Below are 21,636 nucleotides of genomic sequence, written 5' to 3' on the forward strand. Positions count from 1 at the left end.
ACCCGGCTTCAAGTCTGCGGGTCTCTGAGCTTCTGGGCGTAGTGCTTGATCACGTCGTGCAGGGCTGCGGTGAGCACTGCGGTGGACACGCCGAACATCAGGATGCCGTTGGCCGCCTCCAGCGCGCTCAGCAGTTGCCGGGGCTTGGACAGCACCAGATCGCCGTAACCCAGGGTGGAAAAGGTCACGCCGGAAAAGTACAGGGCCTGGGTAAAGCTTTCGAACTCGCCGAGCAGCACGAACAGCAGAGCCCAGATGGCCATCTGCAGGAAGTTGCCGAACAGCATCAGCAGCATCACCAGGCCCAGGATCAGGATGGTACTGCCCGGCGAAGGGTCGCGCAGGTTGCGGCGGAAGTTGACATAGTGGCGCAGGCTGAGGGCGACCACCACGGCCTGCAGCAGCAGGCACAGCAGGGTCACCGGCAGGCCGATCAACAGATTCATGAACATGGGATTACCTCGCTTGAGCCCTTGCTGCGCTGGTCGATCAGGTAGACCGCGGCGCAGGCGTACAGGGTGACCAGAATGAACAGGCCCATGCGGATGGCGAAGGCCGTGTAGACATCCTTGCCGGAGGCGCTGTCCTGTACCGACTGGCCGAGCAGGATGATCAGGGTGGAACAGGTGTTGAGCCAGAAGCTGGCGCCGAAGCGCGTGCTGGCCAGGCGGTACAGGCGCCGCGCCATGAGCAGGACGAACAGCAGCATCAGCAGGAAGAACAGCCACAGGTGCGGCAGGATGCTCAGCAGTGCCCAGAAGGCGATGGCCAGCGCGCCGCCGAGCAGGGTCGAGCCGAGCAGCTCGCGGCCGGCGTCACGGGCGCTGGTGCCGCACACCTGCTGGCCGAGGTTGGCCGATTTCATCACCAGCGGCATGTAGCTGGCGGGGTCGATCAGGGCCAGCAGCCAGGCCGGCATCACCACCAGCATGGCGCGCAGGGCAATCCAGCTGGAGCGCGCGTTGGCCATGGGCGCGGGCTTGACGGCTGGCGCCAGGCCCGCGGGTTCGGGAAACAGCCAGTGGCCGATGGTCACGCACAGGGTGGTCAGCAGCACCGCCTTGATCAGTGCCTCGACCACCTCCTGGCCGAGGGCCAGGGAGGCGGTGCCGGCCGCGGACACCATGGTCAGGCCGACCACCTGCAGGGTCGAGAGCAGGCCGCTGCCGCCGCGCAGGGCGAAGCGGAAGCTGAAGAACAGGCCGAGCGCCACCAGCAGCACGCCGCTGACCGGCGAGTGATTCAGCAGCGGGCTCAGCAGCAGGCCGCTGCCGCAAGTCAGGGCGACCACCAGGGCCAGGCTCAGGCCGCCCTTGAGGCCCAGCGGCTGGTTGCTCAGCGCCAGCAGCACCAACACCAGCATCGGCGTGAGAAAGGGCAGTGGCAGGGCCAGGCCGAACCCCAGGGCCGTGCCCAGGGCTGTGCCGCAGGCCAGGCGCAGGGCACGTTGCGGACGGGGATCGACCACGGGCGGGTTCATCAGTAGGCGAACGACAGCCAGCTCATCACGCGCAGAAAGGCGCGACCGAGCAGGTTCAGCGGGTTGCCCTCGCTGGGGAAGGCCATCACTTCGGCCTGGCCGCCGACGCGCAGGCCGCGGTAGTCGCCCAGCTCGCCGGCCTCGAACTCGACGACTACCGGGAAGCGCTGCGCTGCGCGCAGCCAGTCGCGATTGTTCTCCACCGTCGGCAGGGTGCCCGGTGCGCTGCTCTGGCCGACGCTGACGCCGTAGCCGATGCTGCGCACGCGGCCGCGGTAGACGTGCCCGGGGCGGGCGTCGAGGACGATGGCCACCGGCGTGCCGGGCTGCAGGTGGCCGAGATTGTTCTCGCTCATCTCGGCGCTGATCCACAGGTCGTTGAGGCCGATCAGGGTCATCTGCGGGTTGCCGGCCGCGGCGTACTGGCCCACTTCGCTGCGCAGGTCGGTGATCAGTCCGGTCGAGGCGGCCTTCACCCGGGTCTTGCTCAGATCCAGCTCGGCCTGCTCCACCGCCGCGGTGGCGCTGCGCAGGCGGGCGTTGTCCTCGCCGCTGCCGCCCTCGGTTTCGCGGGCGCGCTGCACCTCGGCGCGGGCCGCCGCCACCTGGCTGCTGGCCTGTTGCAGGTTGGCCCGGGATATTTCCAGGCGACGCAGGGAGATGGTCCCTGGATCTTCGCGATACAGCCGTTCGAGGCGTTCGCGGTCCTGCCGGGCCTCCAGCTCGCCGGCTTCGGCGGCGCGCTGCGAGGCCAGGGCGGCGTCGATCCCGGCGGTGCTGGCGCCGACCTGGCCGCGCATGTTCTCCAGCTCGGCGCGGGCCTTGGCCAGGGTGATCGCGTAGGGCTCGGGGTTGATCTCGAACAGCACCTGGCCGGCTTCGACCATCTGGTTGTTGCCGACCAGCACCTGCTTGATGCGCCCGGACACTTCCGGTGCCACTGCCACCACATAGGCCTGCACCCGCGCCTGCTGGGTGTAGGGGGTGAAGCGGTCGGCCAGCAGGTACCAGAGCAGGGTCAGGCCGATCAGCGCCAGGATGACGTGCACGCCACGGCGGCTGGGGTCCTGCTCCTTGGCTGTGGATGGGGCGACGGTCTTGGCGTTGTCGGTCATGGCGTCTCTGCCTGGGCGGCTGGTGCCGGGGTGTTCGCGGGATTGTCGGTCATGGCGTGTTTGCCTGGGCGGGCGGGCTGCTCGTCGAGCAGTCCCCCCCAGTCGGTACGTTGGCGCATCTGTTCGCGGGTGGCGTTATCGAGCAGCGGCTGGCTGTTGTACCAGCCGCCGCCGAGGGCGCGGTAGAGGTCGATCAGGCTGCTCAGCGCGGCGCTGCGTGCCACCAGGTAGCCGTCCTGCTGGGCGAACAGGGCGCGCTGGGCGTCCAGCACCCGCTGGAAATCGGAGTAGCCCTCGCGGTACTGGGCGTTGGCCAGGGTCAGCGAACGCTCGGCCGAGAACGCCGCCTCGCGCAGGATGCGTTCGCGCTCCAGGGCCTTGCTCAGGCCGGTGGCGGCGTCGTCGGCCTCGCGTGCAGCCTGGCGCACGCGGTCGCGATAGGCCTCGATCAGCTGCTGCAGGCGGGCGTCCTGCACGCGCACGTTGTTGCGCAGGCGGCCGTGGTCGAACAGGTTCCAGGTCAGGCTGGGGCCGGCGCCGAGGCTGACCGTATCGGGGCTGCCATCCAGGCTGCTGGCCGACCAGCCGATGGTGCCGAGCAGGCTGATGGAGGGGTACAGGTCGCTTTCGGCCACGCCGATCAGGGCGGACTGGGCGGCCACCTGCAGTTCGGCGGCGCGCACATCGGGGCGGCGCAGCAGCAGGTTGGCCGGCACGTCGTCGAGCAGGGCCTGGTCGACCAGCGGCACCAGGCCGGTCTCGGCGGCCAGTTCGGGCAGGCTGCCGGGGGCCTGGCCGATCAGTACCGCCAGGGCATTGCGCGTCTGCGCGACCTGGGTCTCCAGCTCCGGCACGGTGCTCAGGGTGCCCAGGTACTGGGTCTTGGCCTGTTGCAGGTCGAGTTCGTCGCTGTTGCCGCTGTTGAACAGGCGTTCGGTGATCTCCAGGCTGCGCTTCTGCAACTTGGCGTTGTTGCGGGCGATGCCCAGGCGCGCCTCGGCGGTACGCAGGGCGAAGTAGGTCTGCGCCACCTGGGCGCGCAGCAAAACCAGGGCATCCTCGTAGTTGGCCTGGGCGGCGAAGTAGCTGGCATCGGCCGACTCGATGGCGCGGCTGTAGCGGCCCCAGAAGTCCAGCTCCCAGCCGATGTCGAAGCCGGCGCCATACTGCCAGGCGCTGCTGTCCAGCTCGGGGGCGCCGGCGTACTGGTTGCGATCCAGGTAGAACGCGTCGGCGCTGGCCTGCTGCAGCTGCGGGTAGCGCCCGCTGCGGGCGATGCCGAGCTGGGCGCGCGCCTCGAGGATGCGCAGGGCGGCGATGCGCAGGTTGGGGTTGTGCACGTCGGCTGCGCCGATCAGGCGCTCGAGCAGCGGGTCGTCGAACTGCGTCCACCATTGCCGGTTGTCCGGCTGGGGCTGCTGTTGGCTGGCCGCGGCCAGGGCGCTGCTGTCCCAGTGGTCGATCCAGTCCTGGCGGGGCGACTGGAAATCCGGGCCCAGGCGCACGCAGCCGCCCAGGGTGGCGGCGGCCAGCAGGGCCCAGCCGCGCCCTGGCTTATTCGCCATCCTGCGGACCGGCCGCACTGCCCGTGAGCGGGGTATCGACCCACTGCCAGAACAGCTTGTAGCCCACCGCCAGCAGGACCGGGCCGATGAACAGGCCGATGATGCCGCCGGTGACCATGCCGCCCAGGGCGCCGATCAGCACCACCGGCATCGGCACATCCACGCCGCGGCCGAGCAGCAGCGGCTTGAGCACGTTGTCGGCGAGGCCGGCGACGAAGACATAGATGGCGAAGATGATGGTCGCCAGCGAGGCGCCTTCGCTGAAGAACACGAAGGCGATCACCGGCAGGGTGATCAGGGTGGCCGGCAGCTGCATGATCCCCAGCAGCAAGACGGCCAGGGCCAGCAGCCCGGCACCGGGAACGCCCATGAAGACGAAGCCGGCGCCGATCAGCAGCATCTGGATGAAGGCAATGCCGATCACCCCTTGGGCCACGGCGCGGATGGTGGCGGTGCACAGATCGACCAGTTGATCAGCGCGTTCGGCCTCGATCACCCGTGTCGCGATGCGTCGGGCGCTTTGATGGCCGGTTTCGCCGAAGGCCATGATGATCCCGGCGATCATCAGCGCGGCGATGAACACCAACATGCCGATGCCCAGTCCGGCGGCCTTGCCGAGCAGGCCCAGGGTGATCTCCTTGAGCTGCGGCGCCAGGCGCTGCAGGACTCCGGTCAGATCGGTCGCGACCTGCGCCCAGAAGCCATGCAGCTTTTGGCCGATCAGCGGCCATTGGGCGACCGCGTCCGGCGGCGGCGGAATATGCACGCCGCCTTCCTTGACGGTGGCGATCACCCCTTGCACCGACTCGGTCAGGGAGGTACCAAGCAGGTAGATGGGGATCAGCAGGACGGCAATGGCAAACAGCACCAGCAGGGTGGCGGCGCGGCTGTCGCTGTGGCCGGTGCGTGCCTTGAGCATGTTGTGCAGCGGGTAGAGGGTGACGGCCAGGATCAGGGCCCAGATCATCAGGCTGAGGAAGGGGCTGAACACCTCGTAACAGGCAACCACCAGGGCGGCGACCAGGCCGGCGCGGATCAGGGTGTCGAGCAGTGTGCGAGTCAGCTGTCTTCCGGGGGGGGCGGTGCGCGGCATATGGCTTTCCTTTGCTGAAGTGGCTGAAAACTCGTGCCTGTTGCGCAGTGCTACGGCCACTGTAGAACAGGGTCTTAGGTCAACCCGGATTGAACGGCCGGGCCGTTACTGCAAAAGAGTAGCGTGCCGAGGGGAAGAAAACCGGGGAAAATGCCCGCCTGGCGCAGTTTTTGTCTGGCTCTGTACCCGGTACGGGGCTGCTGCCACTCAAGCGCAAGTGCTCATGCAACAGTTAACGGGTACATCACCTGTGTTCGCTCTGGGCAAGCCGCTCAGGGCACCAGCGGCAGCTCGCGCTTGTGCCGGGTGTTGTCGTAGGTGCGCACGATGATGGCGTAGGCCTCATCGCGTACCGTCTGGCCATGCAGGAAGGCGTCGATTTCCGCATAGCTGACGCCGTGGGCTTCCTCGTCGGGCTTGCCTGGGCGCAGTTCTTCCAGGTCGGCGGTGGGCACCTTGAACACCAGGCTCTGCGGGGCGCCGAGGTACTGGGCGATGGCCCGTACCTGGCCCTTGACCAGGCCGGACAGCGGGGCGAGGTCGCAGGCGCCGTCGCCGAACTTGGTGAAGAAGCCCATGACCGCCTCGGCGGCGTGGTCGGTGCCGATCACCAGGCCGTTGTTGGCGTTGGCGATGGCGAACTGGGCGACCATGCGGATGCGCGCCTTGACGTTGCCGACCACGAAGTCGCGGCGGGCGTCGGACAGTTTTTGCAGGTGGGTGACCTGCTCGCCGAGGCCGCGCACGCTGTCGGCGATGTTCACCGTGTCTTCCTCGTCGGCGCGGATGAAGCGCAGCGAGGCCTGGGCGTCCTCCTCGTCGTGCTGGGTGTCGTGGGGCAGGCGCACGGCGATGAAGCGATAGGCCGAATCACCGGTCTCGGCCCGCAGCTCCTCCACCGTCAGTTGCGCCAAGCGCCCGGCGGTGGTCGAGTCGACGCCGCCGCTGATGCCCAGCACCAGCACCTTGAGGCCGGAATTGCGCAGGCACTGCTTGATGAAGGCCTTGCGCTTGTCGATCTGCGCGACCAGCGCCGCCTCGTCGGCGAAGGGCGGCACCACGGCGAGGGCGGCGGCGATTTCGGCTTGGCGGTTGCTCATTTCAAAGTCCTCACTGGGCGTCGCGGACGCGAAAAACAGGTTTCAGGTGGATGTTCTTGGGCTCGATCCCGGGAATGTCGCCGGTCAGCTTGCTGCCGCTGGCGAAGCTTACGTTGATCCACGCACAAAGTGCAGGGTAGAGCGCATGGACCAGCGGCAGGCCGGGGGCGCCATGCCGCGCGGCCAGCGGTGTTGCCCGTGATCTTCGGCGGTGCCTCGACTAATCTGCAGGGATGGCGATTCAAGGCAGTCAGGGACGGCAGGCATCCTCCTTGTCGCCCCGAATCCGCTTCGGGGCATGGGCGCGCACATGATCAAGCCGTTCCTCGTCGTCCCGGGCCTCGCGCCGAGCGCCTTGGGCCCCGCAGCCAGGCAGGCCGGGCGTGAACTTCGCAACTAGTTTCCCGGTGCGCATCGCCGGCCTGGTGCTCCTGCTGCTGGTGGCGCTGCTTGCTGCCCTGTATGGGGTGGTCGAGGTGGCCATCGGGGGCGCCGTGCAGAACCAATTGCAGCGGGAACTGGGCGTCGGCGCTCGGGTTGTCGAGCAGTTGCTCGATGCGCGCGGCCGCCGCCTGCACGATGCGGCGCAGGCGCTGGCGGCCGACTTCGGCGTGCAGACGGCGCTGGCCAGCGGCGACCGCACGAGCCTGCACCTGCAGCTGGCCGGGCGCGGCGCGGAGAGCAACGCCGAGGTGCTGCTGCTGGGGCTCGATGGCCACCTGCTGGCCGGCACCCTGCCGGGCATGGGCGAGGCGGCGGTGGCGCGCCTGGCCGGGCAGCTGCAGGGCCAGGCGAGTAGCGACCCGTGGCTGCTGCTGCCGATCGACGGCGAGCTGTTCCTGCTGGCGGCGGCACCGGCCAAGGCGCCGCAGCCGATCGCCTGGGTGGTGACGGGGTTTGCCGTCGACGCCGCCTTCGTCAGCCAGGTACGCGCGCTGACCGACCTGGAGCTGACCCTGGTGGCGGTCGAGCAGGGCACGCCCAATGGCTGGGTCAGCAGCCTGCCGAGCGCCCTGCACGGCGCCTTGCACCGTGCCATCATGGCGGCCGATTTCGCCAGCGGCAGCCGCTGGCTGGAGCAGGGTGGCCAGCGTTACCTCGGCACCTGGCGCAGCCTGGCCAGCGGGCCGGACTACCAGGTGCTGGCCCTGCTGCACAAGTCGCTGGCGCAGGCCGAGGCGGCCTTCGCCCCCTTGACCCGCAACTTCCTGCTGATCGCCCTGGCGGCCCTCGGCGTCGCGTTGCTCGGCGCGCTGCTGCTGGCGCGCAGTCTGGCGCGGCCGCTGCGCGAGCTGGTACGGGTGGCCGAGCGCATCGGCCAGGGCGACTACCAGACGCCGATCGCCAGCGTCCGCGGCGCCGCGCTGGGGCCTCTGGCGCAGGCCCTCCAGGGCATGCAGGCGGGCATCGCGGAACGGGAGCGGCAACTGGTGCACAACGCTCTGCACGACCCGCTGACCGGCCTGCCCAACCGGGCCCTGGCCCTGGAGCGGCTGGGCAGCGCGATCACCGCCGGGCGGCCGACGGCCTTGCTCTACCTGGGCATCGCCAACTTGCGCAGCCTGCTCGAAAACCTCGGCACGGCGGCCATCGACCTGGCTCTGCAGCAGCTGGCGCGGCGCCTGCAGGCGACCCTGCGGCCCGGCGACAGCCTGGCGCGGCTGGTCTCCGACGAGATGCTGCTGTTGCTGGAACACTGCGACAACGACAGCGCCGTCGCCGCGGCGGACCGCCTGCAGCAGCTGCTGCTCAAGCCGATGCACATCGGCAGGCAGCGAATCAGCCTGGATTGCGCCATCGGCATCGCCTCCTTCCCGGCCGACGGCCTGACCCCGGACGATCTGCTGCGCCGGGCCGCCATCGCCATGCAGGACGCCGCGCGGCAGCCGGAGCGCCTGCAGGTCTACCAGCAGGGCCGCGATGCCGCCCACCAGCGCCAGGTCGGCCTGGTGCGCGACCTGCAGCATGCCGCGGAAAGGGGCGAGCTGCTGCTGCACTACCAGCCCAAGCTGGACCTGCGCGAGGGCCGGGTGAGTGCGGCCGAGGCCCTGCTGCGCTGGAATCATCCGCAGTTCGGTCTGGTCGCGCCGAGCGAGTTCATCCCCCTGGCCGAGCGCACCGGCAGCATCCAGAGCCTCACCGCCTGGGTGATCGCGGAGGTGCTGCGCCAGCTGCAGGAATGGAACGGGCGGGCCTTGCACCTGCAGGTTGCGCTGAACATCTGCGCCGAGGATCTGCGCAGCCTGGAGCTGGCCGAGCGGGTCGCGGCGCTGCTGGCGCGGCATGCGGTGGCCGCCGGGCAGCTGCTGTTCGAGATCACCGAGAGCGCCATGATGGACAACCCCGAGCAGGCCCTGGAGGTGTTGCAGCGCCTGCGGGCTTGCGGCATCCGCCTGGCGGTGGACGACTTCGGCACCGGCTATTCCTCGCTGGCCCAACTCAAGCGCATGCCGGTGCAGGAGCTGAAGATCGATCAGTCGTTCATTCGCGAGCTGAGTGAGCACGGCGACGACGCGGTGATCGTCCGCTCGACCATCGACATGTGCCACAGTCTGGGCCTCAAGGTGGTGGCCGAGGGCATCGAGTCCCCGGCCGTCCTGGAGCTGCTGCGCCTGTGGCAGTGCGACAGCGTCCAGGGCGACCTGCTCAGCCCGCCGCTGGCGGCCGCGGCATTCGAGCAGTGGCTGCGCCAGCCGCCGGCGTTGCCCCGGCTGGACAGCTCCTGAGCCGCTGATGCGGCGGTCGGCGGCGCAGCAGCTGGATTCAAACAAGCGTTTTGAGAAAGTTCCCGGTGCCGGAGTTTTCCGCAAAAACTCCAGAGCTTTCTGCAAGAAGCTGTCACCCCCCTGTCACTAGAGTCCTGCATCCCGCCAGATTGGTCGCATAGAACGATTCGTTCCTGTGCGGTCGCGGCAATGGGCTAGACCGAAAATAACAGTCTCCAACAGAGGAGGGGCGTGATGTTCAAAGCCAGTCACGTCTTGCAGGGCGATGCGCTCAACAAGACCGCCGCCGAATTCTTCCCCGTCATCAGCGCCAACTACGCTGTCGACGAGGCCGCTTACCTGCAGGAACTGCTGCAGCTGGCCGATCCCGGCGAGCCGGGCATCGACCTGATCCGCGGCAACGCGCGCCGGCTGATCGACGACGTGCGCAGCCGCGACAACGCCGTCGACACCCTCGACGCACTCCTGCGCCAGTACAGCCTCGACACCCAGGAAGGGCTGATGCTCATGTGCCTGGCCGAGGCGCTGCTGCGCGTGCCGGATGCCGCCACCGCCGACGCGCTGATCCGCGACAAGCTGAACGCCGCCGAGTGGGAACGCCACCTCGGCCAGAGCGACAGCGTGCTGGTCAACTTCGCCGCCTGGGGCCTGGTCATGACCGGCAAGGTGGTCGACCCGCAAACCGCCGACGGCCGCCCGAAGAGCGTGCTCGGCAAGCTGATCCAGCGTTCCGGCGAGCCGGTGATCCGCGCCGCGATGAACCAGGCCATGAAGATGATGGGCAAGCAGTTCGTCCTCGGCCGCAGCATCAGCGAAGCGCTGAAGAACGGCCGGCCGTGCCGCGAACAGGGCTACACCTATTCCTTCGACATGCTCGGTGAAGCGGCGCTGACCGCCGACGACGCCGAGAAGTACATGGCCGACTACCGCAAGGCCATCGACACCGTCGGCGCCGAGCCGCAGGTCGGTCCGGGCCCGCGCCCGTCGATCTCGATCAAGCTGTCCGCCCTGCACCCGCGCTATGAAGTGGCGCAGCGCGAGCGCGTGCTCAGCGAGCTGTTCGCCAATGTGCGCGAACTGGCCATCCGTGCGCGCAAGCTGAATGTCGGCATTTCCGTGGACGCGGAGGAGGCCGACCGCCTCGAACTGTCCCTGGAACTGTACGAGAAGCTGATGCGCGACCCGGCCATCGCCGGCTGGGGCGAGTTCGGTCTGGTGGTCCAGGCCTACTCCAAGCGCTGCCTGCCGGTGCTGGTGTGGCTGACCCTGCTGGGCAAGGAACTCGGCGCCAAGATGCCGCTGCGCCTGGTCAAGGGCGCCTACTGGGACAGCGAGATCAAGCAGTGCCAGGTGCAGGGTGCCAGCGGCTACCCGGTGTTCACCCGCAAGGAAGGCACCGACACCTCCTACCTGGCCTGCGCCCGCTACCTGCTGAGCGAACACACCCGCGGGGTGATCTACCCGCAGTTCGCCAGCCACAACGCGCACACCGTGAGCTGCATCCTGGCCATGGCCGGCGACCGCGAGTTCGAGTTCCAGCGCCTGCACGGCATGGGCGATGCGCTGTACGACACGGTGCTGGAGAAGCACCGCAAGAACGTGCGCATCTACGCCCCGGTCGGCGCGCACAAGGACCTGCTGCCGTACCTGGTGCGGCGCCTGCTGGAAAACGGCGCCAACTCCTCGTTCGTCCACCAGCTGGTCGATCCCAGCGTGCCGGTCGAGTCGCTGATCGATCACCCGGTGACGCAACTGCGCAAGTTCAAAACCCCCGGTAACGACAGAATCCCCCACCCGCTGGCGCTGTTTGGCGCGGCGCGGAAAAACTCGCAGGGCATCAACATGAATATCCAGAGCCAGTGGGCCGGCCTCGAGGCCGATTTCAACGCCAACCTGAACAAGGCCTGGCAAGCCACGCCGGTGATCAACGGCGAGAAACTCGCCGGCACCGCCCAGGAAGTGCGTTGCCCCTACGACCTGAACAAGCTGGTCGGCACTGCCCAGTGGGCCAGTGCCGAGCAGGCTGCCAAGGCCCTCGACGTGCTCAGCGGCGCCTGGCCGCGCTGGAACGCTACCCCGGTGGACGAACGCGCCGCCGTGCTGGACCGTCTGGCCGACCTGCTGGAAGCCAACCGCGCCGAACTGATGGCGCTGTGCACCCTGGAAGCCGGCAAGTCGCTGCAGGACGGCATCGACGAAGTCCGCGAAGCGGTCGATTTCTGCCGCTACTACGCCCAGCAGGCCCGCCTGCGCCTGGGCCGCGAAGAGCTGCAGGGCCCGACCGGCGAGCGCAACGAGCTGTTCCACGAAGGCCGCGGCGTGTTCGCCTGCGTCAGCCCGTGGAACTTCCCGCTGGCCATCTACCTGGGCCAGATCAGCGCCGCGCTGGTCGCCGGCAACTGCGTGCTGGCCAAGCCGGCCGAGCAGACCAGCCTGATCGCCGCCCGCGCCACCGAGCTGATGTTCGAGGCCGGCCTGCCCAAGGACGTGTTCGCCCTGTTGCCGGGCGACGGCGCCACCCTGGGCGGCGTGTTCTGCCGCGATGCCCGCGTCGCCGGCGTGTGCTTCACCGGTTCCACCGACACCGCGCGCATCATCAACCGCCAGCTGGCCGACAAGCCGGGCCCGATCGCCGCGCTGATCGCCGAAACCGGCGGGCAGAACGCGATGATCGTCGACTCCACCGCGCTGCCCGAGCAGGTGGTCAAGGATGCCGTGCAATCCGCCTTCACCAGCGCCGGCCAGCGTTGCTCGGCCCTGCGCGTGCTGTACGTGCAGGCCGATATCGCCGAGCGCGTGCTCGACCTGCTCAAGGGCGCCATGGCCGAACTGACCGTCGGCCCGACCCACCTGCGCGTCAGCGACGTCGGCCCGGTGATCGACGGTGAAGCCAAGGCCGGTCTGGAAGCCCACATCAAGCAGCTCAAGGACGCCGGCAAGCTGATTGCCGAAGCCAAACTGCCGGCCGGCCTGAACGGCCACTTCATCGCCCCGGTGGCGTTCGAGATCGGCGGCATCCACGAGCTGAGCAAGGAACACTTCGGTCCGATCCTGCACGTGGTGCGCTTCCAGGCCAACGAACTGGATCAGGTGGTCGCGGCGATCAACGCCACCGGCTACGGCCTGACCCTCGGCGTGCACAGCCGCAACGAGGAAACCGCCAAGCGCATCGAGGCCCAGGCCCGCGTCGGCAACCTGTACGTCAACCGCAACCAGATCGGTGCGGTGGTCGGCGTGCAGCCGTTCGGCGGTTGCGGCCTGTCCGGCACCGGGCCGAAGGCCGGTGGCCCGAGCTACCTGCTGCGCTTCGCCAATGAGCGCACCACCTCGGTCAACACCACCGCGGTGGGCGGCAACGCCTCGCTGCTGTCGCTGGGCGACGCCGAGTAACCAGGCAGGACCAGGCGCCGGCCCCACAAGGGCCGGCGTCGTGCTGCGGAGCAACCCGCAGCCAACCGTCTCCGGGAGGGAGGCGGCGTGCAGGCAAGTGGATCAGGCCAACCATGTTTTTGGTCCGTCGCCCGTGGTGGCGGCGGCCATTGCAGCGCCCGCCACAAGCGGGCGGATTTGCCAACCCCGCTGCGGAGTAACCGCCGCGGCGTCATAAAAACAATCCAGAGGGTATTCCTCCCATGACAGCTAGCACTCCGATGCTGATCACCTTCGTGGTGTACATCGCCGCGATGGTCTTTATCGGCCTCTTCGCCTACTTGCGTACCAAGAACCTTTCCGACTACATCCTCGGTGGCCGCAGCCTCGGCAGCTTCGTCACCGCGCTGTCCGCCGGCGCCTCCGACATGAGCGGCTGGCTGCTGATGGGCCTGCCGGGCGCGGTGTACATGTCCGGCCTGTCCGAAGGCTGGATCGCCATCGGCCTGATCGTCGGCGCCTACCTCAACTGGCTGTTCGTCGCCGGCCGCCTGCGCGTGCAGACCGAGCACAACGGCAACGCCCTGACCCTGCCGGACTACTTCACCAACCGCTTCGAAGACAGCAGCCGCATCCTGCGCATCTTCTCCGCCCTGGTGATCCTGGTGTTCTTCACCATCTACTGCGCCTCGGGCGTGGTGGCCGGTGCGCGCCTGTTCGAAAGCACCTTCGGCATGAGCTACGAGACCGCCCTGTGGGCCGGCGCCGCAGCGACCATCGCCTACACCTTCATCGGTGGCTTCCTCGCGGTGAGCTGGACCGACACCGTGCAGGCCACCCTGATGATCTTCGCCCTGATCCTCGCTCCGGTGATGGTGATGGTGGCCACCGGCGGCATGGACAGCACCTTCGCTGCCATCGAGCTGCAGGACGCCACCAACTTCGACATGCTCAAGGGCGCCACCTTCGTCGGCGTGATCTCGCTGATGGCCTGGGGCCTGGGCTACTTCGGCCAGCCGCACATCCTGGCGCGCTTCATGGCCGCCGACTCGGTCAAGTCGATCCCGGCTGCCCGTCGCATCTCCATGACCTGGATGATCCTCTGCCTGGGCGGCGCCGTGGCCGTGGGCTTCTTCGGCATCGCCTACTTCTCCGCGCATCCGGACATGGCCGGCGCCGTGACCGAGAACCCGGAGCGGGTGTTCATCGAACTGGCCAAGATCCTGTTCAACCCCTGGATCGCCGGCGTGCTGCTGTCCGCCATCCTGGCCGCGGTGATGTCCACCCTGAGCTGCCAGCTGCTGGTCTGCTCCAGCGCCCTGACCGAAGACTTCTACAAGGCCTTCCTGCGCAAGAACGCCAGCCAGGTCGAACTGGTCTGGGTCGGCCGCGCCATGGTGCTGCTGGTGGCGCTGATCGCCATCGTCCTGGCTTCCAACCCGGATAACCGCGTACTGGGCCTGGTGTCCTATGCCTGGGCCGGCTTCGGTGCTGCCTTCGGTCCGGTGGTGATCCTCTCCCTGCTGTGGAAGGGCATGACCCGCAACGGCGCCCTGGCCGGCATGGTGGTCGGTGCGGTGACCGTGGTGGTGTGGAAGAACTGGATCGGCATGGGCCTGTACGAAATCATCCCGGGCTTCATCCTGGCCACCCTGGCCATCCTGGTGTTCAGCCGCATCGGCAACGGCCCGTCGAAAAGCATGCTCAAGCGCTTCGACGAAGCCGAGAAGGAATACCAGGACGCCCACATCTGATACCCCCAGGCGCGGCTGGCCGGTCGTCCAGCCGCTGCCTTAGTCCCGCCACAGGCCCAGTGCCTGCGGCGGGGCACCACGCACGACCCGATAGTGCTTTCCGGTCCACGTCTCCCGGCGTGGGCCGGTTTTTTTTGCCTGCGAAAAAGCCCCCAGCCCCATCCTCTGTGGGAGCGGCTTCAGCCGCGATGCTCTTGCATGCGCCACCATCTCCCATCGCGGCTAAAGCCGCTCCTACGCCGGTTTTACCTGCCGCCACGCGCCATCCGCCCCATCGATTCTTGTGGGAGCGGCTTACCCGCCGCTCCGCGCCGTCGCCATCGCTCTTCGTGGGAGCGGCTTCAGCCGCGAAGCTCTTGCATGGGCCACCACCTCTCATCGCGGCTAAAGCCGCTCCCACGCCGGGTTTACCTGCCGTTCCGCGCCGTCCAGCCCATCGCTCTTCGTGGGAGCGGCTTCAGCCGCGAAGCTCTTGCATGGGCCGCCACTTCCCATCGCGGCTAAAGCCGCTCCTACGCCGGGTTAGCTTCCCGCCCGCCGCAGCGCTCCAGCATGACCAGCCAACGCCTGCCACCGATTGGGGCGTGACCCGTTTTGGCGCCTGGATTAACGCCCCTAACTGGTGCGTGACCGCCTGGTCGAATGTACAAGCTATTGAAAATAAACAATAAAGTTCTATGGCACGGGCCTTGCGATGGTACAGACGACCAGGTGGCAAGGAGTACGGCATGGTCCGCACCTTTTTTAACGAGATGTACGAAGCGAGTGGCAGCGTCCGCCCGCATTACCGGGAATTTGCCCGCTGGCTGGCCGACACCCCGCAAGAGCTGCTGGCCCAGCGCAGGCGCGAAGCCGACCTGTTGTTCCACCGCGCCGGCATCACCTTCACCCTCTACGGCGACGAGCAGGGCACCGAGCGCCTGATCCCCTTCGACATCATCCCGCGCAGCATCCCCGCCAGCGAATGGCGCATCGTCGAAGCCGGCTGCATCCAGCGCGTGCAGGCGCTGAACATGTTCCTCGCCGACCTCTACCACGAGCAGCGCATCCTCAAGGCCGGCATCATCCCCGCCGAACAGGTGCTGGCCAACGAGGGCTATCAACTGGCCATGCAGGGCCTCGACCTGCACCGCGATATCTACGCGCACATCGCCGGGGTCGACCTGGTACGCGATGGCGACGGCACCTACTACGTGCTGGAAGACAACCTGCGCACCCCCAGCGGCGTCAGTTACATGCTCGAAGACCGCAAGATGATGATGCGCCTGTTCCCCGAGCTGTTCGCCATGCAGCGCGTGGCGCCCATCGACCACTACCCGAGCCTGCTGCTCGACACCCTGAAAAGCGCGAGCCCGCTGGACAACCCCAGCGTGGTGGTACTGACGCCGGGGCGCTTCAACAGCGCCTACTTCGAGCACGCCTTCCTCGCCCGCGAGATGGGCGTGGAACTGGTGGAGGGCGCCGACCTGTTCGTCCGTGACGACAAGGTATTCATGCGCACCACCGCCGGCCCGCAGGCGGTCGACGTGATCTACCGGCGGCTGGACGACGCCTTCCTCGACCCGCTGGCCTTCAACCCGGATTCCATGCTCGGCGTGCCGGGCCTGCTCTCGTCCTACCGCAGCGGCAACGTGGTGCTGGCCAACGCGGTGGGCACCGGGGTGGCGGACGACAAGTCGATCTACCCCTACGTCACCGACATGATCCGCTTCTACCTGGACGAGGAGCCGATCCTGAAAAACGTGCCGACCTGGCAGTGTCGCAAGCCCGAGGACCTGTCCCACGTGCTGGCCAACCTGCCTGAGCTGGTGGTCAAGGAAACCCAGGGCTCCGGCGGCTACGGCATGCTGGTCGGCCCGGCTGCGAGCAAGGCCGAGATCGAGGCCTTCCGCGCCCGCCTCAAGGCCAACCCGGCGGCCTACATCGCCCAGCCCACGCTGTGCCTGTCGACCTGCCCGACCTTCGTCGAGAGCGGCGTGGCGCCGCGCCATATCGACCTGCGCCCGTTCGTCCTGTCCGGCCGCGAAACCCGCCTGGTGCCCGGCGGACTGACCCGCGTGGCGCTGCGCGATGGCTCGCTGGTGGTCAACTCGTCGCAGGGCGGCGGGACCAAGGACACCTGGGTGGTCGAGGATTAAGGAAACCGCATCATGCTGAGCAGAACTGCCTCCGATCTGTACTGGATGTCGCGCTACCTGGAGCGCGCCGAGAACCTCGCGCGCATGCTCGACGTCAGCTATTCGCTGTCGCTGATGCCGCAGGACGGCCACGGCGACGGCCTCGACGAACTGGCCATGCCGCTGCTGATCACCGGCACCCTGGACCAATACCTGGAACGCCACGGGCAGATGCATGCCGAGCGCATGCTGCACTTCTTCGCCCTCGATGCGGACAACCCGGCGAGCATCTACTGCTGCCTGCAGGCCGCGCGCAGCAACGCTCACGCTGTGCGCGGGCGGATCACCGCGGACATGTGGGAGAACATCAACGCCACCTGGCTGGAGATGCGCGGCATCGCCGCCGAGGGCCTGGGCCGCTATGGCATCAGCCGCTTCTGCGAATGGGTCAAGGAGCGCTCGCACCTGTTCCGCGGCGCCACCTTCGGCACCATCATGCGCGGCGAAGCGTATCGCTTCATCCGCCTGGGCACCTTCATCGAACGCGCCGACAACACCCTGCGCCTGCTCGATGCGCGCTACGAGATGCTCGGCGAGGAGGCCGACACGGTCAGCGACACCTCGGCGCGCGGCTACTACCAGTGGAGCGCGCTGCTGCGTGCGCTGTCCTCGTTCGAGGCCTTCACCGAGATCTACCGCGGCTCGCCGCGCACCTACAAGATCGCCGAACTGCTGCTGCTGCGCCCCGAGGTGCCGCGCTCGCTGCGTGCCTGCATGGAGGAGCTCAACCTGATGCTCTCCGGCCTGCCCGGCGAGAACGGCCGGCCGGCCCAGCGCATGGCCGCCGAGCTCGATGCCCGTCTGCGCTACACCAGCATCGACGAGGTCCTGGGCGAGGGCCTGCATGTCTGGCTCACCGATTTCATCCTGCTCGTCCGGCAGTTGGGCAGCGCCATCCACACGTCCTATCTGGAGGTCGTATGAGACTCTCGATCCGCCACGACACTACTTACAACTACGACGACCAGGTGCGTGCCAGCATCCAGTACCTGCGCCTGACCCCGCAGGAAAGCGCGCGCCAGCACGTACTCAGCTGGCAGCTCGACCTGCCGCGCCAGGTGCGTGCCCAGCGCGACCCGTTCGGCAATATCCTGCATGTGCTGACCCTCGACGAACCCCACGAGGCACTGGTGATCGGCGCCCGCGGCCAGGTCGAGATCGACGAGCAGTGCGAGTCGGAAAGCGGCAGCGGCTCGGCCTTGCCCTACCTGCGCTTCACCCGCCTGACCCAGCCCGACGAGGCCCTGCGCGAGTTCGCCCGGCTCGGCAGCGCCGGGCGCCGCAACCGCGACGGGCTGATCGAGCTGATGCACGGCCTGCACGCGCAGATGCCCTACACCCCGGGCGCCACCCGAGTCGACAGCACCGCCGCCGAGGCCTTCGCCGGCCGCGCCGGGGTCTGCCAGGACCACACCCACGCCTTCCTCGCCTGCGCGCGCAGCCTGGGCGTACCGGCGCGCTACGTGTCCGGCTACCTGTTCACCGAAGACAGCGGCCACCTGGCCAGCCACGCCTGGGCCGAAGCCTGGCTGGACGACGCCTGGTACAGCTTCGACGTGACCAACCAACTGGCCCGCCCCGAGCGCCACCTCAAGCTGGCCGTGGGCCTGGACTACTTGGATGCTTGCCCGGTGCGCGGCATGCGCCGCGGCGGTGGCGGCGAACAGATGCACGCGCGGGTCAAGGTCGCGCCGTTGCTGCAGATGCAGCAGTAGCTGCGGCCGAGGCGAAGAGGGGGCGCAGCGCGTTCGCTCCCTGCGGCAGTTGGCCAGCAAGCTGGTGAAGGTTTGCTGGGCCGCGTGCTGTCATCAGCGACGCTGCAGCGGCCACTGGCAAAACATGCCGCCCGCCTGACGGCGAGCGGGTTGATCAAATCTGTGTTGTATGGGGTGGCGAGCGTGGATTGCCCTGTATTTCGCGGTGCGCGGGTAGGTTGGTGTTGAGCGCAGCGAAGCCCAACAGCCGGTGGGAATCATTGGGCTTCGTCGCGCTGCTCCTCAACCCACCTGCGACTTGTCGCCTGCAACAGGCTATCGGGACAAAGCCTCAATCAATGGTGATTGTGGTGGAAAGCAGCACTGTCGGAACAGGCGAGTCCTGCAGCGGAACAAGGCCGATAACAATCATGATCCTCGTGATCGTTTGAACGATTGGCCCCCCGCTGCGCGAACTACAGGATGGCCAAGGCATTGCCCGCGACAAGGCCAGATATACGAATGCAACCGCGCTGACGACAGAATCGGAAAAAGCTTTCCTCACTGCTTGTGGGGAGAGTCCATATACATCGTTAGATACCGTAGTCGCGCTCGACTTTTGAGATTCTTACTTTGAATTTTGAGTACCATTTTTCGTGGCCGAATTTCTGAGCTTGCTGATGTTCAATATTGGACTTCCAGTTTTTTATTGATTCTAAATCGGACCAGTATGAAACGGTGATGCCAAGTTCTTCTCTAGCAGATTCAACGCCTAAATAACCTGGCTGCTGGGTTGCTAGCTCAACCATTTTAGCTGCCATGTCGCCATAGCCATTATCGCCATCAGTGCGTAGAGATGTGAAAATCACAGCGTAATACGGTGGCTGTGGTGTTGCTGCTATGGTCGACATAGTTTTCCCCGTAGGTATCTAACGATTAAGCTAAGGGGCCGGCGTTAGCCGGTCCCGAGTGAGCGAGGCAAGCGATCACTTGTTATGCATATACCTGCACCAATGTCCCTGCAACGAAGCACAGTAGACCGATAGCTGACCCTATAGTGGGAATGCTAAACCAATATTTTTTAGACAGTACAAGGTATATTAATGAAATGATTGGCGCGGCGCTCATGAAAAATAGAGAGCTTTCCAGGAAGGATGTTTGGGAAATTGATAAATATAAATAAGTGACGGAGAAAAATAGTATTCCGATACCGTGGCTGATGTTAAAGCCAACCCATGCGCGCCACACATTTGTTTCTTTTGTTATGGCTAAGGTTGACTCCTTCATAAGCCCCATGACACCAGATTTATATGGAATTAGTTTTTTAGGCTTGTACGTGTCTGTGATTGTGTAGACCGTATGCAGGATGCCAAGTGCAAGAAATGGTATGCAGCCTGCGATGTATAAGTATTTTGTGAGCACGCGGAACTCCTTGTATGTTCATAACGTTCGCGTAATAGGTGCGAGCTTGCGAACGTCCTAATTGACGCGCTTGTTATCCGATCATTCTTCAATGATGAACTCTTGTTTTGCTTTTTGGATTGTCTTAGGCCCAACACCTCCTATTTTGGCAAGAGAACCACAATCTAGACCACCTTCTTTTACTCTATGTTTAAAAATTTCTTTAGCAATATTTCTATTCACACCTAAAAGGGCTTCGAGTTCGTCGATCGTCGCTGAATTAATATCGGGTTTTCCAGCTGAATCTTGCTTTTCTTCCATATATTCCAAAATGTCTGCAATCATTAAGTAAGTATGAAAGACGGCCTTAGTAGCTTCGAGTTGGCCAAGCTCTGCGTGAACACCTTTATGGGATAGCTTGTTGATCGTCTCCAGCCATGAACCTAAGAAATCAACATGAGTCTTTGCAAGCTCTTTGTTGCTTTTAGATTCAATTGAAGAATCCATGAATGCCCAGATTCTATTAACATACTGAGCTTGTCCCAGTGGTCTCCCATTACCTTTGACATTTGTGGCTGGGTAAAGTTGATCAGCTAAGGCCTCGATTAATCTGCGACAAGTAGTAAGGGCTTGAGACCATTCTTCTTCTTTGCTTGAAGATACGGATTTGAATGCAAGCATAAGTTGCTCTGCTATAACTGGATTCAAGTCGAGAAGCTTGTCGTCAACCGCATCTTTTAATAAATCAAAACAATTGTTGACAGTGCCGGAGAACTTAAGCTGTTTATAGAGATTGGAGGCAAGTTCGTGAGCTTTCTTTTTTACATAGTTTAAGTGTTTGTTTAAATGGTTCTTGTAATATGTGCCGTCATTTCCCTTTTTTAGCCTTACAAGATCGGCATAGCGCTCTTCAACAAATCCAATATTGGTATATCCGCCACCACTACTATCTAACTTTATATTTAACTCTTCATTCGTAAAGTGAATTTCGTGAGTTAATCCAAGTTTCTCCAGTGCCTTGATGTGCTTTTCAAGTCCTTTCTGATAGTCGCTGGTAGACGGATCTTGATGCTCAATCAAGAAATCTGATAGATCTTTTAATGGGCTTACATAGGCAGCATCACCAAGCTGGATGGAACACCACAGCCTTTTTTCTTCATCTCCAGCTAAGGACGCGGATCTTTGCAACTTTTGAACAGCAGAAAGAATGGATCCTTTAGGTGACTCCAGTTCTTTCAGAGCTCCCTCAATAATCTCCAATGCAACTTTCTTTTCCTGCATATATATCTCGATTAACTAATTTGTATAACGTTTGGTTAAGGGGCCGGCTTTAGCCGGTCCCGAGTGAGCGAAGCGAACGACTTGAACCAGTTGTTAGCCATTAGGAGCCTAGGAGCACACCGCAGGCCAGGACAGTGCTGCATAGCACTGTTTGATTAACTAAGAAGCCTATACCGAAACCTAGGAAGCCAGTAGTAAAGGCGAGAACTGGTTTATGGTGCTTTGAAAGTCGACTGATGATTCCGGTGATAAATAGGCCGATAAATGCGCCCGGCAATGAAAATATATGGCCTAGACCAAGTAGGTCGTTTGTTGCTGATGGTGCCCAGTTGGCTCGTATGTAGATTCCGAAGGTTAGCCCAGCAGCAATAACTGCGCCCGAGATAAATAGGGGTTTTGTCTTAATAAGGGCGCTTGGGATAAAAACCAATAAGAAAACTGATGCGTAGTACCAGTGTCCGATGAAAAGGACATCACCTCTTGTTAAAGTAATTGCTGCTAGAAGAGCAATTGCTGCTGTTGTGATGATTGCGTCCGTGCGTAGTGTCAGATTCATATGGGTGGCTAACTATAATTAGATGATATTGCTGTTGCATAACATCCCGAAGGATGTTCGATAATGTTCCTGCAATCCGATCAAGTTCTTGATTGTTCTCGCTTGGCGCAGAGATAACGCGACGGGGCGGTCAAGCAAGCGCGACATCGGGCTGCGCGGGGCAAACGAAGGGATTGGGCGGGGCTGGCGCTGGGGCTCAGACGGGGCGGGCGGTGTTGTCATGCTGGCCTCCTGGCTGTGGCCGATTCCTTTCGTTGTGTTCGGCACGCTAACGTCTGCTGCGCTGCTGGTAAAGCCTGGGCAGTGTCCCGTGCTCCGGATATAC

16 protein-coding genes are annotated in these 21,636 nt (G+C 64.7%); 6 read left to right on the top strand and 10 right to left on the bottom strand.

Annotated features, from left to right (window positions below; all coding sequences use genetic code 11):
- Positions 1–8 precede the first annotated feature (8 nt).
- The 6 genes from F3I16_RS08720 to nadE form a co-directional block, all read right to left on the bottom strand.
- Complete coding sequence (locus tag F3I16_RS08720; protein WP_160493313.1) at positions 9–452, bottom strand: potassium channel family protein; 444 nt, start codon at positions 450–452, stop codon at positions 9–11.
- The gene (locus tag F3I16_RS08725; protein ID WP_160493314.1) at positions 443–1,480 is read right to left on the bottom strand and encodes a DUF2955 domain-containing protein; all 1,038 of its coding nucleotides are present in this window, start codon (positions 1,478–1,480) and stop codon (positions 443–445) included. Before F3I16_RS08725 ends, F3I16_RS08720 begins: the two co-directional genes overlap by 10 nt.
- Entirely contained in the window at positions 1,480–2,595 is a 1,116-nt protein-coding gene (locus F3I16_RS08730) for an HlyD family secretion protein (RefSeq protein WP_160493315.1), read from the bottom strand. The genes F3I16_RS08725 and F3I16_RS08730 overlap by 1 nt, the downstream gene beginning before the upstream one ends.
- Entirely contained in the window at positions 2,592–4,160 is a 1,569-nt protein-coding gene (locus F3I16_RS08735) for an efflux transporter outer membrane subunit (protein ID WP_160493316.1), read from the bottom strand. Before F3I16_RS08735 ends, F3I16_RS08730 begins: the two co-directional genes overlap by 4 nt.
- Positions 4,150–5,253: an AI-2E family transporter gene (locus F3I16_RS08740; protein WP_160493317.1), complete on the bottom strand. Its 1,104-nt coding sequence runs from the start codon at positions 5,251–5,253 to the stop codon at positions 4,150–4,152. The genes F3I16_RS08735 and F3I16_RS08740 overlap by 11 nt, the downstream gene beginning before the upstream one ends.
- A gap of 272 nt (positions 5,254–5,525) precedes the next feature.
- The gene (nadE, locus tag F3I16_RS08745) at positions 5,526–6,353 is read right to left on the bottom strand and encodes an ammonia-dependent NAD(+) synthetase (protein ID WP_160493318.1); all 828 of its coding nucleotides are present in this window, start codon (positions 6,351–6,353) and stop codon (positions 5,526–5,528) included.
- A 383-nt stretch (positions 6,354–6,736) separates the two neighbouring features.
- On the opposite strand from nadE, the gene F3I16_RS08750 reads away from it, so the two are divergent.
- From F3I16_RS08750 to F3I16_RS08775, 6 genes are all read left to right on the top strand, one after another.
- Entirely contained in the window at positions 6,737–9,079 is a 2,343-nt protein-coding gene (locus F3I16_RS08750; RefSeq protein ID WP_160493319.1) for an EAL domain-containing protein, read from the top strand.
- 234 nt (positions 9,080–9,313) lie between these two features.
- Positions 9,314–12,469, top strand: coding sequence for a bifunctional proline dehydrogenase/L-glutamate gamma-semialdehyde dehydrogenase PutA (gene putA / locus F3I16_RS08755; RefSeq protein ID WP_160493320.1), 3,156 nt, complete (start codon positions 9,314–9,316; stop codon positions 12,467–12,469).
- A 242-nt stretch (positions 12,470–12,711) separates the two neighbouring features.
- Entirely contained in the window at positions 12,712–14,202 is a 1,491-nt protein-coding gene (gene putP / locus F3I16_RS08760; RefSeq protein ID WP_160493321.1) for a sodium/proline symporter PutP, read from the top strand.
- Between the two features lie 728 nt (positions 14,203–14,930).
- A complete protein-coding gene (locus tag F3I16_RS08765) occupies positions 14,931–16,340 on the top strand; it encodes a circularly permuted type 2 ATP-grasp protein (protein ID WP_160493322.1) in 1,410 nt (469 codons plus the stop codon).
- Between the two features lie 12 nt (positions 16,341–16,352).
- Positions 16,353–17,303, top strand: coding sequence for an alpha-E domain-containing protein (locus tag F3I16_RS08770; protein WP_160493323.1), 951 nt, complete (start codon positions 16,353–16,355; stop codon positions 17,301–17,303).
- Positions 17,300–18,094 (top strand): transglutaminase family protein, encoded by a 795-nt coding sequence (locus F3I16_RS08775; RefSeq protein ID WP_160493324.1) that lies wholly within the window; start codon positions 17,300–17,302, stop codon positions 18,092–18,094. The genes F3I16_RS08770 and F3I16_RS08775 overlap by 4 nt, the downstream gene beginning before the upstream one ends.
- Before the next feature lie 572 nt (positions 18,095–18,666).
- Here F3I16_RS08775 and F3I16_RS08780 read toward each other — a convergent pair.
- From F3I16_RS08780 to F3I16_RS08795, 4 genes are all read right to left on the bottom strand, one after another.
- Positions 18,667–18,984: an antibiotic biosynthesis monooxygenase gene (locus tag F3I16_RS08780; RefSeq protein ID WP_160493325.1), complete on the bottom strand. Its 318-nt coding sequence runs from the start codon at positions 18,982–18,984 to the stop codon at positions 18,667–18,669.
- A gap of 82 nt (positions 18,985–19,066) precedes the next feature.
- Complete coding sequence (locus tag F3I16_RS08785; RefSeq protein WP_160493326.1) at positions 19,067–19,495, bottom strand: hypothetical protein; 429 nt, start codon at positions 19,493–19,495, stop codon at positions 19,067–19,069.
- A gap of 81 nt (positions 19,496–19,576) precedes the next feature.
- Positions 19,577–20,755, bottom strand: coding sequence for a helix-hairpin-helix domain-containing protein (locus F3I16_RS08790; RefSeq protein WP_178116653.1), 1,179 nt, complete (start codon positions 20,753–20,755; stop codon positions 19,577–19,579).
- A gap of 100 nt (positions 20,756–20,855) precedes the next feature.
- Positions 20,856–21,311: a hypothetical protein gene (locus F3I16_RS08795; RefSeq protein WP_160493327.1), complete on the bottom strand. Its 456-nt coding sequence runs from the start codon at positions 21,309–21,311 to the stop codon at positions 20,856–20,858.
- Positions 21,312–21,636: the final 325 nt, after the last annotated feature.

Origin of the sequence: Pseudomonas sp. L-22-4S-12, assembly GCF_009799935.1 — a bacterium.
Classification (GTDB): domain Bacteria; phylum Pseudomonadota; class Gammaproteobacteria; order Pseudomonadales; family Pseudomonadaceae; genus Aquipseudomonas.

Coding starts and splice junctions, on each gene's coding strand:
- F3I16_RS08725 (WP_160493314.1), bottom strand. CDS start 1,480: ATGAACCCGCCCGTGGTCGATCCCCGTCCGCAACGTGCCCTGCGCCTG.
- F3I16_RS08740 (WP_160493317.1), bottom strand. CDS start 5,253: ATGCCGCGCACCGCCCCCCCCGGAAGACAGCTGACTCGCACACTGCTC.
- F3I16_RS08720 (WP_160493313.1), bottom strand. CDS start 452: ATGTTCATGAATCTGTTGATCGGCCTGCCGGTGACCCTGCTGTGCCTG.
- F3I16_RS08780 (WP_160493325.1), bottom strand. CDS start 18,984: ATGTCGACCATAGCAGCAACACCACAGCCACCGTATTACGCTGTGATT.
- F3I16_RS08775 (WP_160493324.1), top strand. CDS start 17,300: ATGAGACTCTCGATCCGCCACGACACTACTTACAACTACGACGACCAG.
- nadE (WP_160493318.1), bottom strand. CDS start 6,353: ATGAGCAACCGCCAAGCCGAAATCGCCGCCGCCCTCGCCGTGGTGCCG.
- F3I16_RS08795 (WP_160493327.1), bottom strand. CDS start 21,311: ATGAATCTGACACTACGCACGGACGCAATCATCACAACAGCAGCAATT.
- putA (WP_160493320.1), top strand. CDS start 9,314: ATGTTCAAAGCCAGTCACGTCTTGCAGGGCGATGCGCTCAACAAGACC.
- F3I16_RS08765 (WP_160493322.1), top strand. CDS start 14,931: ATGGTCCGCACCTTTTTTAACGAGATGTACGAAGCGAGTGGCAGCGTC.
- F3I16_RS08770 (WP_160493323.1), top strand. CDS start 16,353: ATGCTGAGCAGAACTGCCTCCGATCTGTACTGGATGTCGCGCTACCTG.
- F3I16_RS08730 (WP_160493315.1), bottom strand. CDS start 2,595: ATGACCGACAACGCCAAGACCGTCGCCCCATCCACAGCCAAGGAGCAG.
- F3I16_RS08735 (WP_160493316.1), bottom strand. CDS start 4,160: ATGGCGAATAAGCCAGGGCGCGGCTGGGCCCTGCTGGCCGCCGCCACC.
- putP (WP_160493321.1), top strand. CDS start 12,712: ATGACAGCTAGCACTCCGATGCTGATCACCTTCGTGGTGTACATCGCC.
- F3I16_RS08790 (WP_178116653.1), bottom strand. CDS start 20,755: ATGCAGGAAAAGAAAGTTGCATTGGAGATTATTGAGGGAGCTCTGAAA.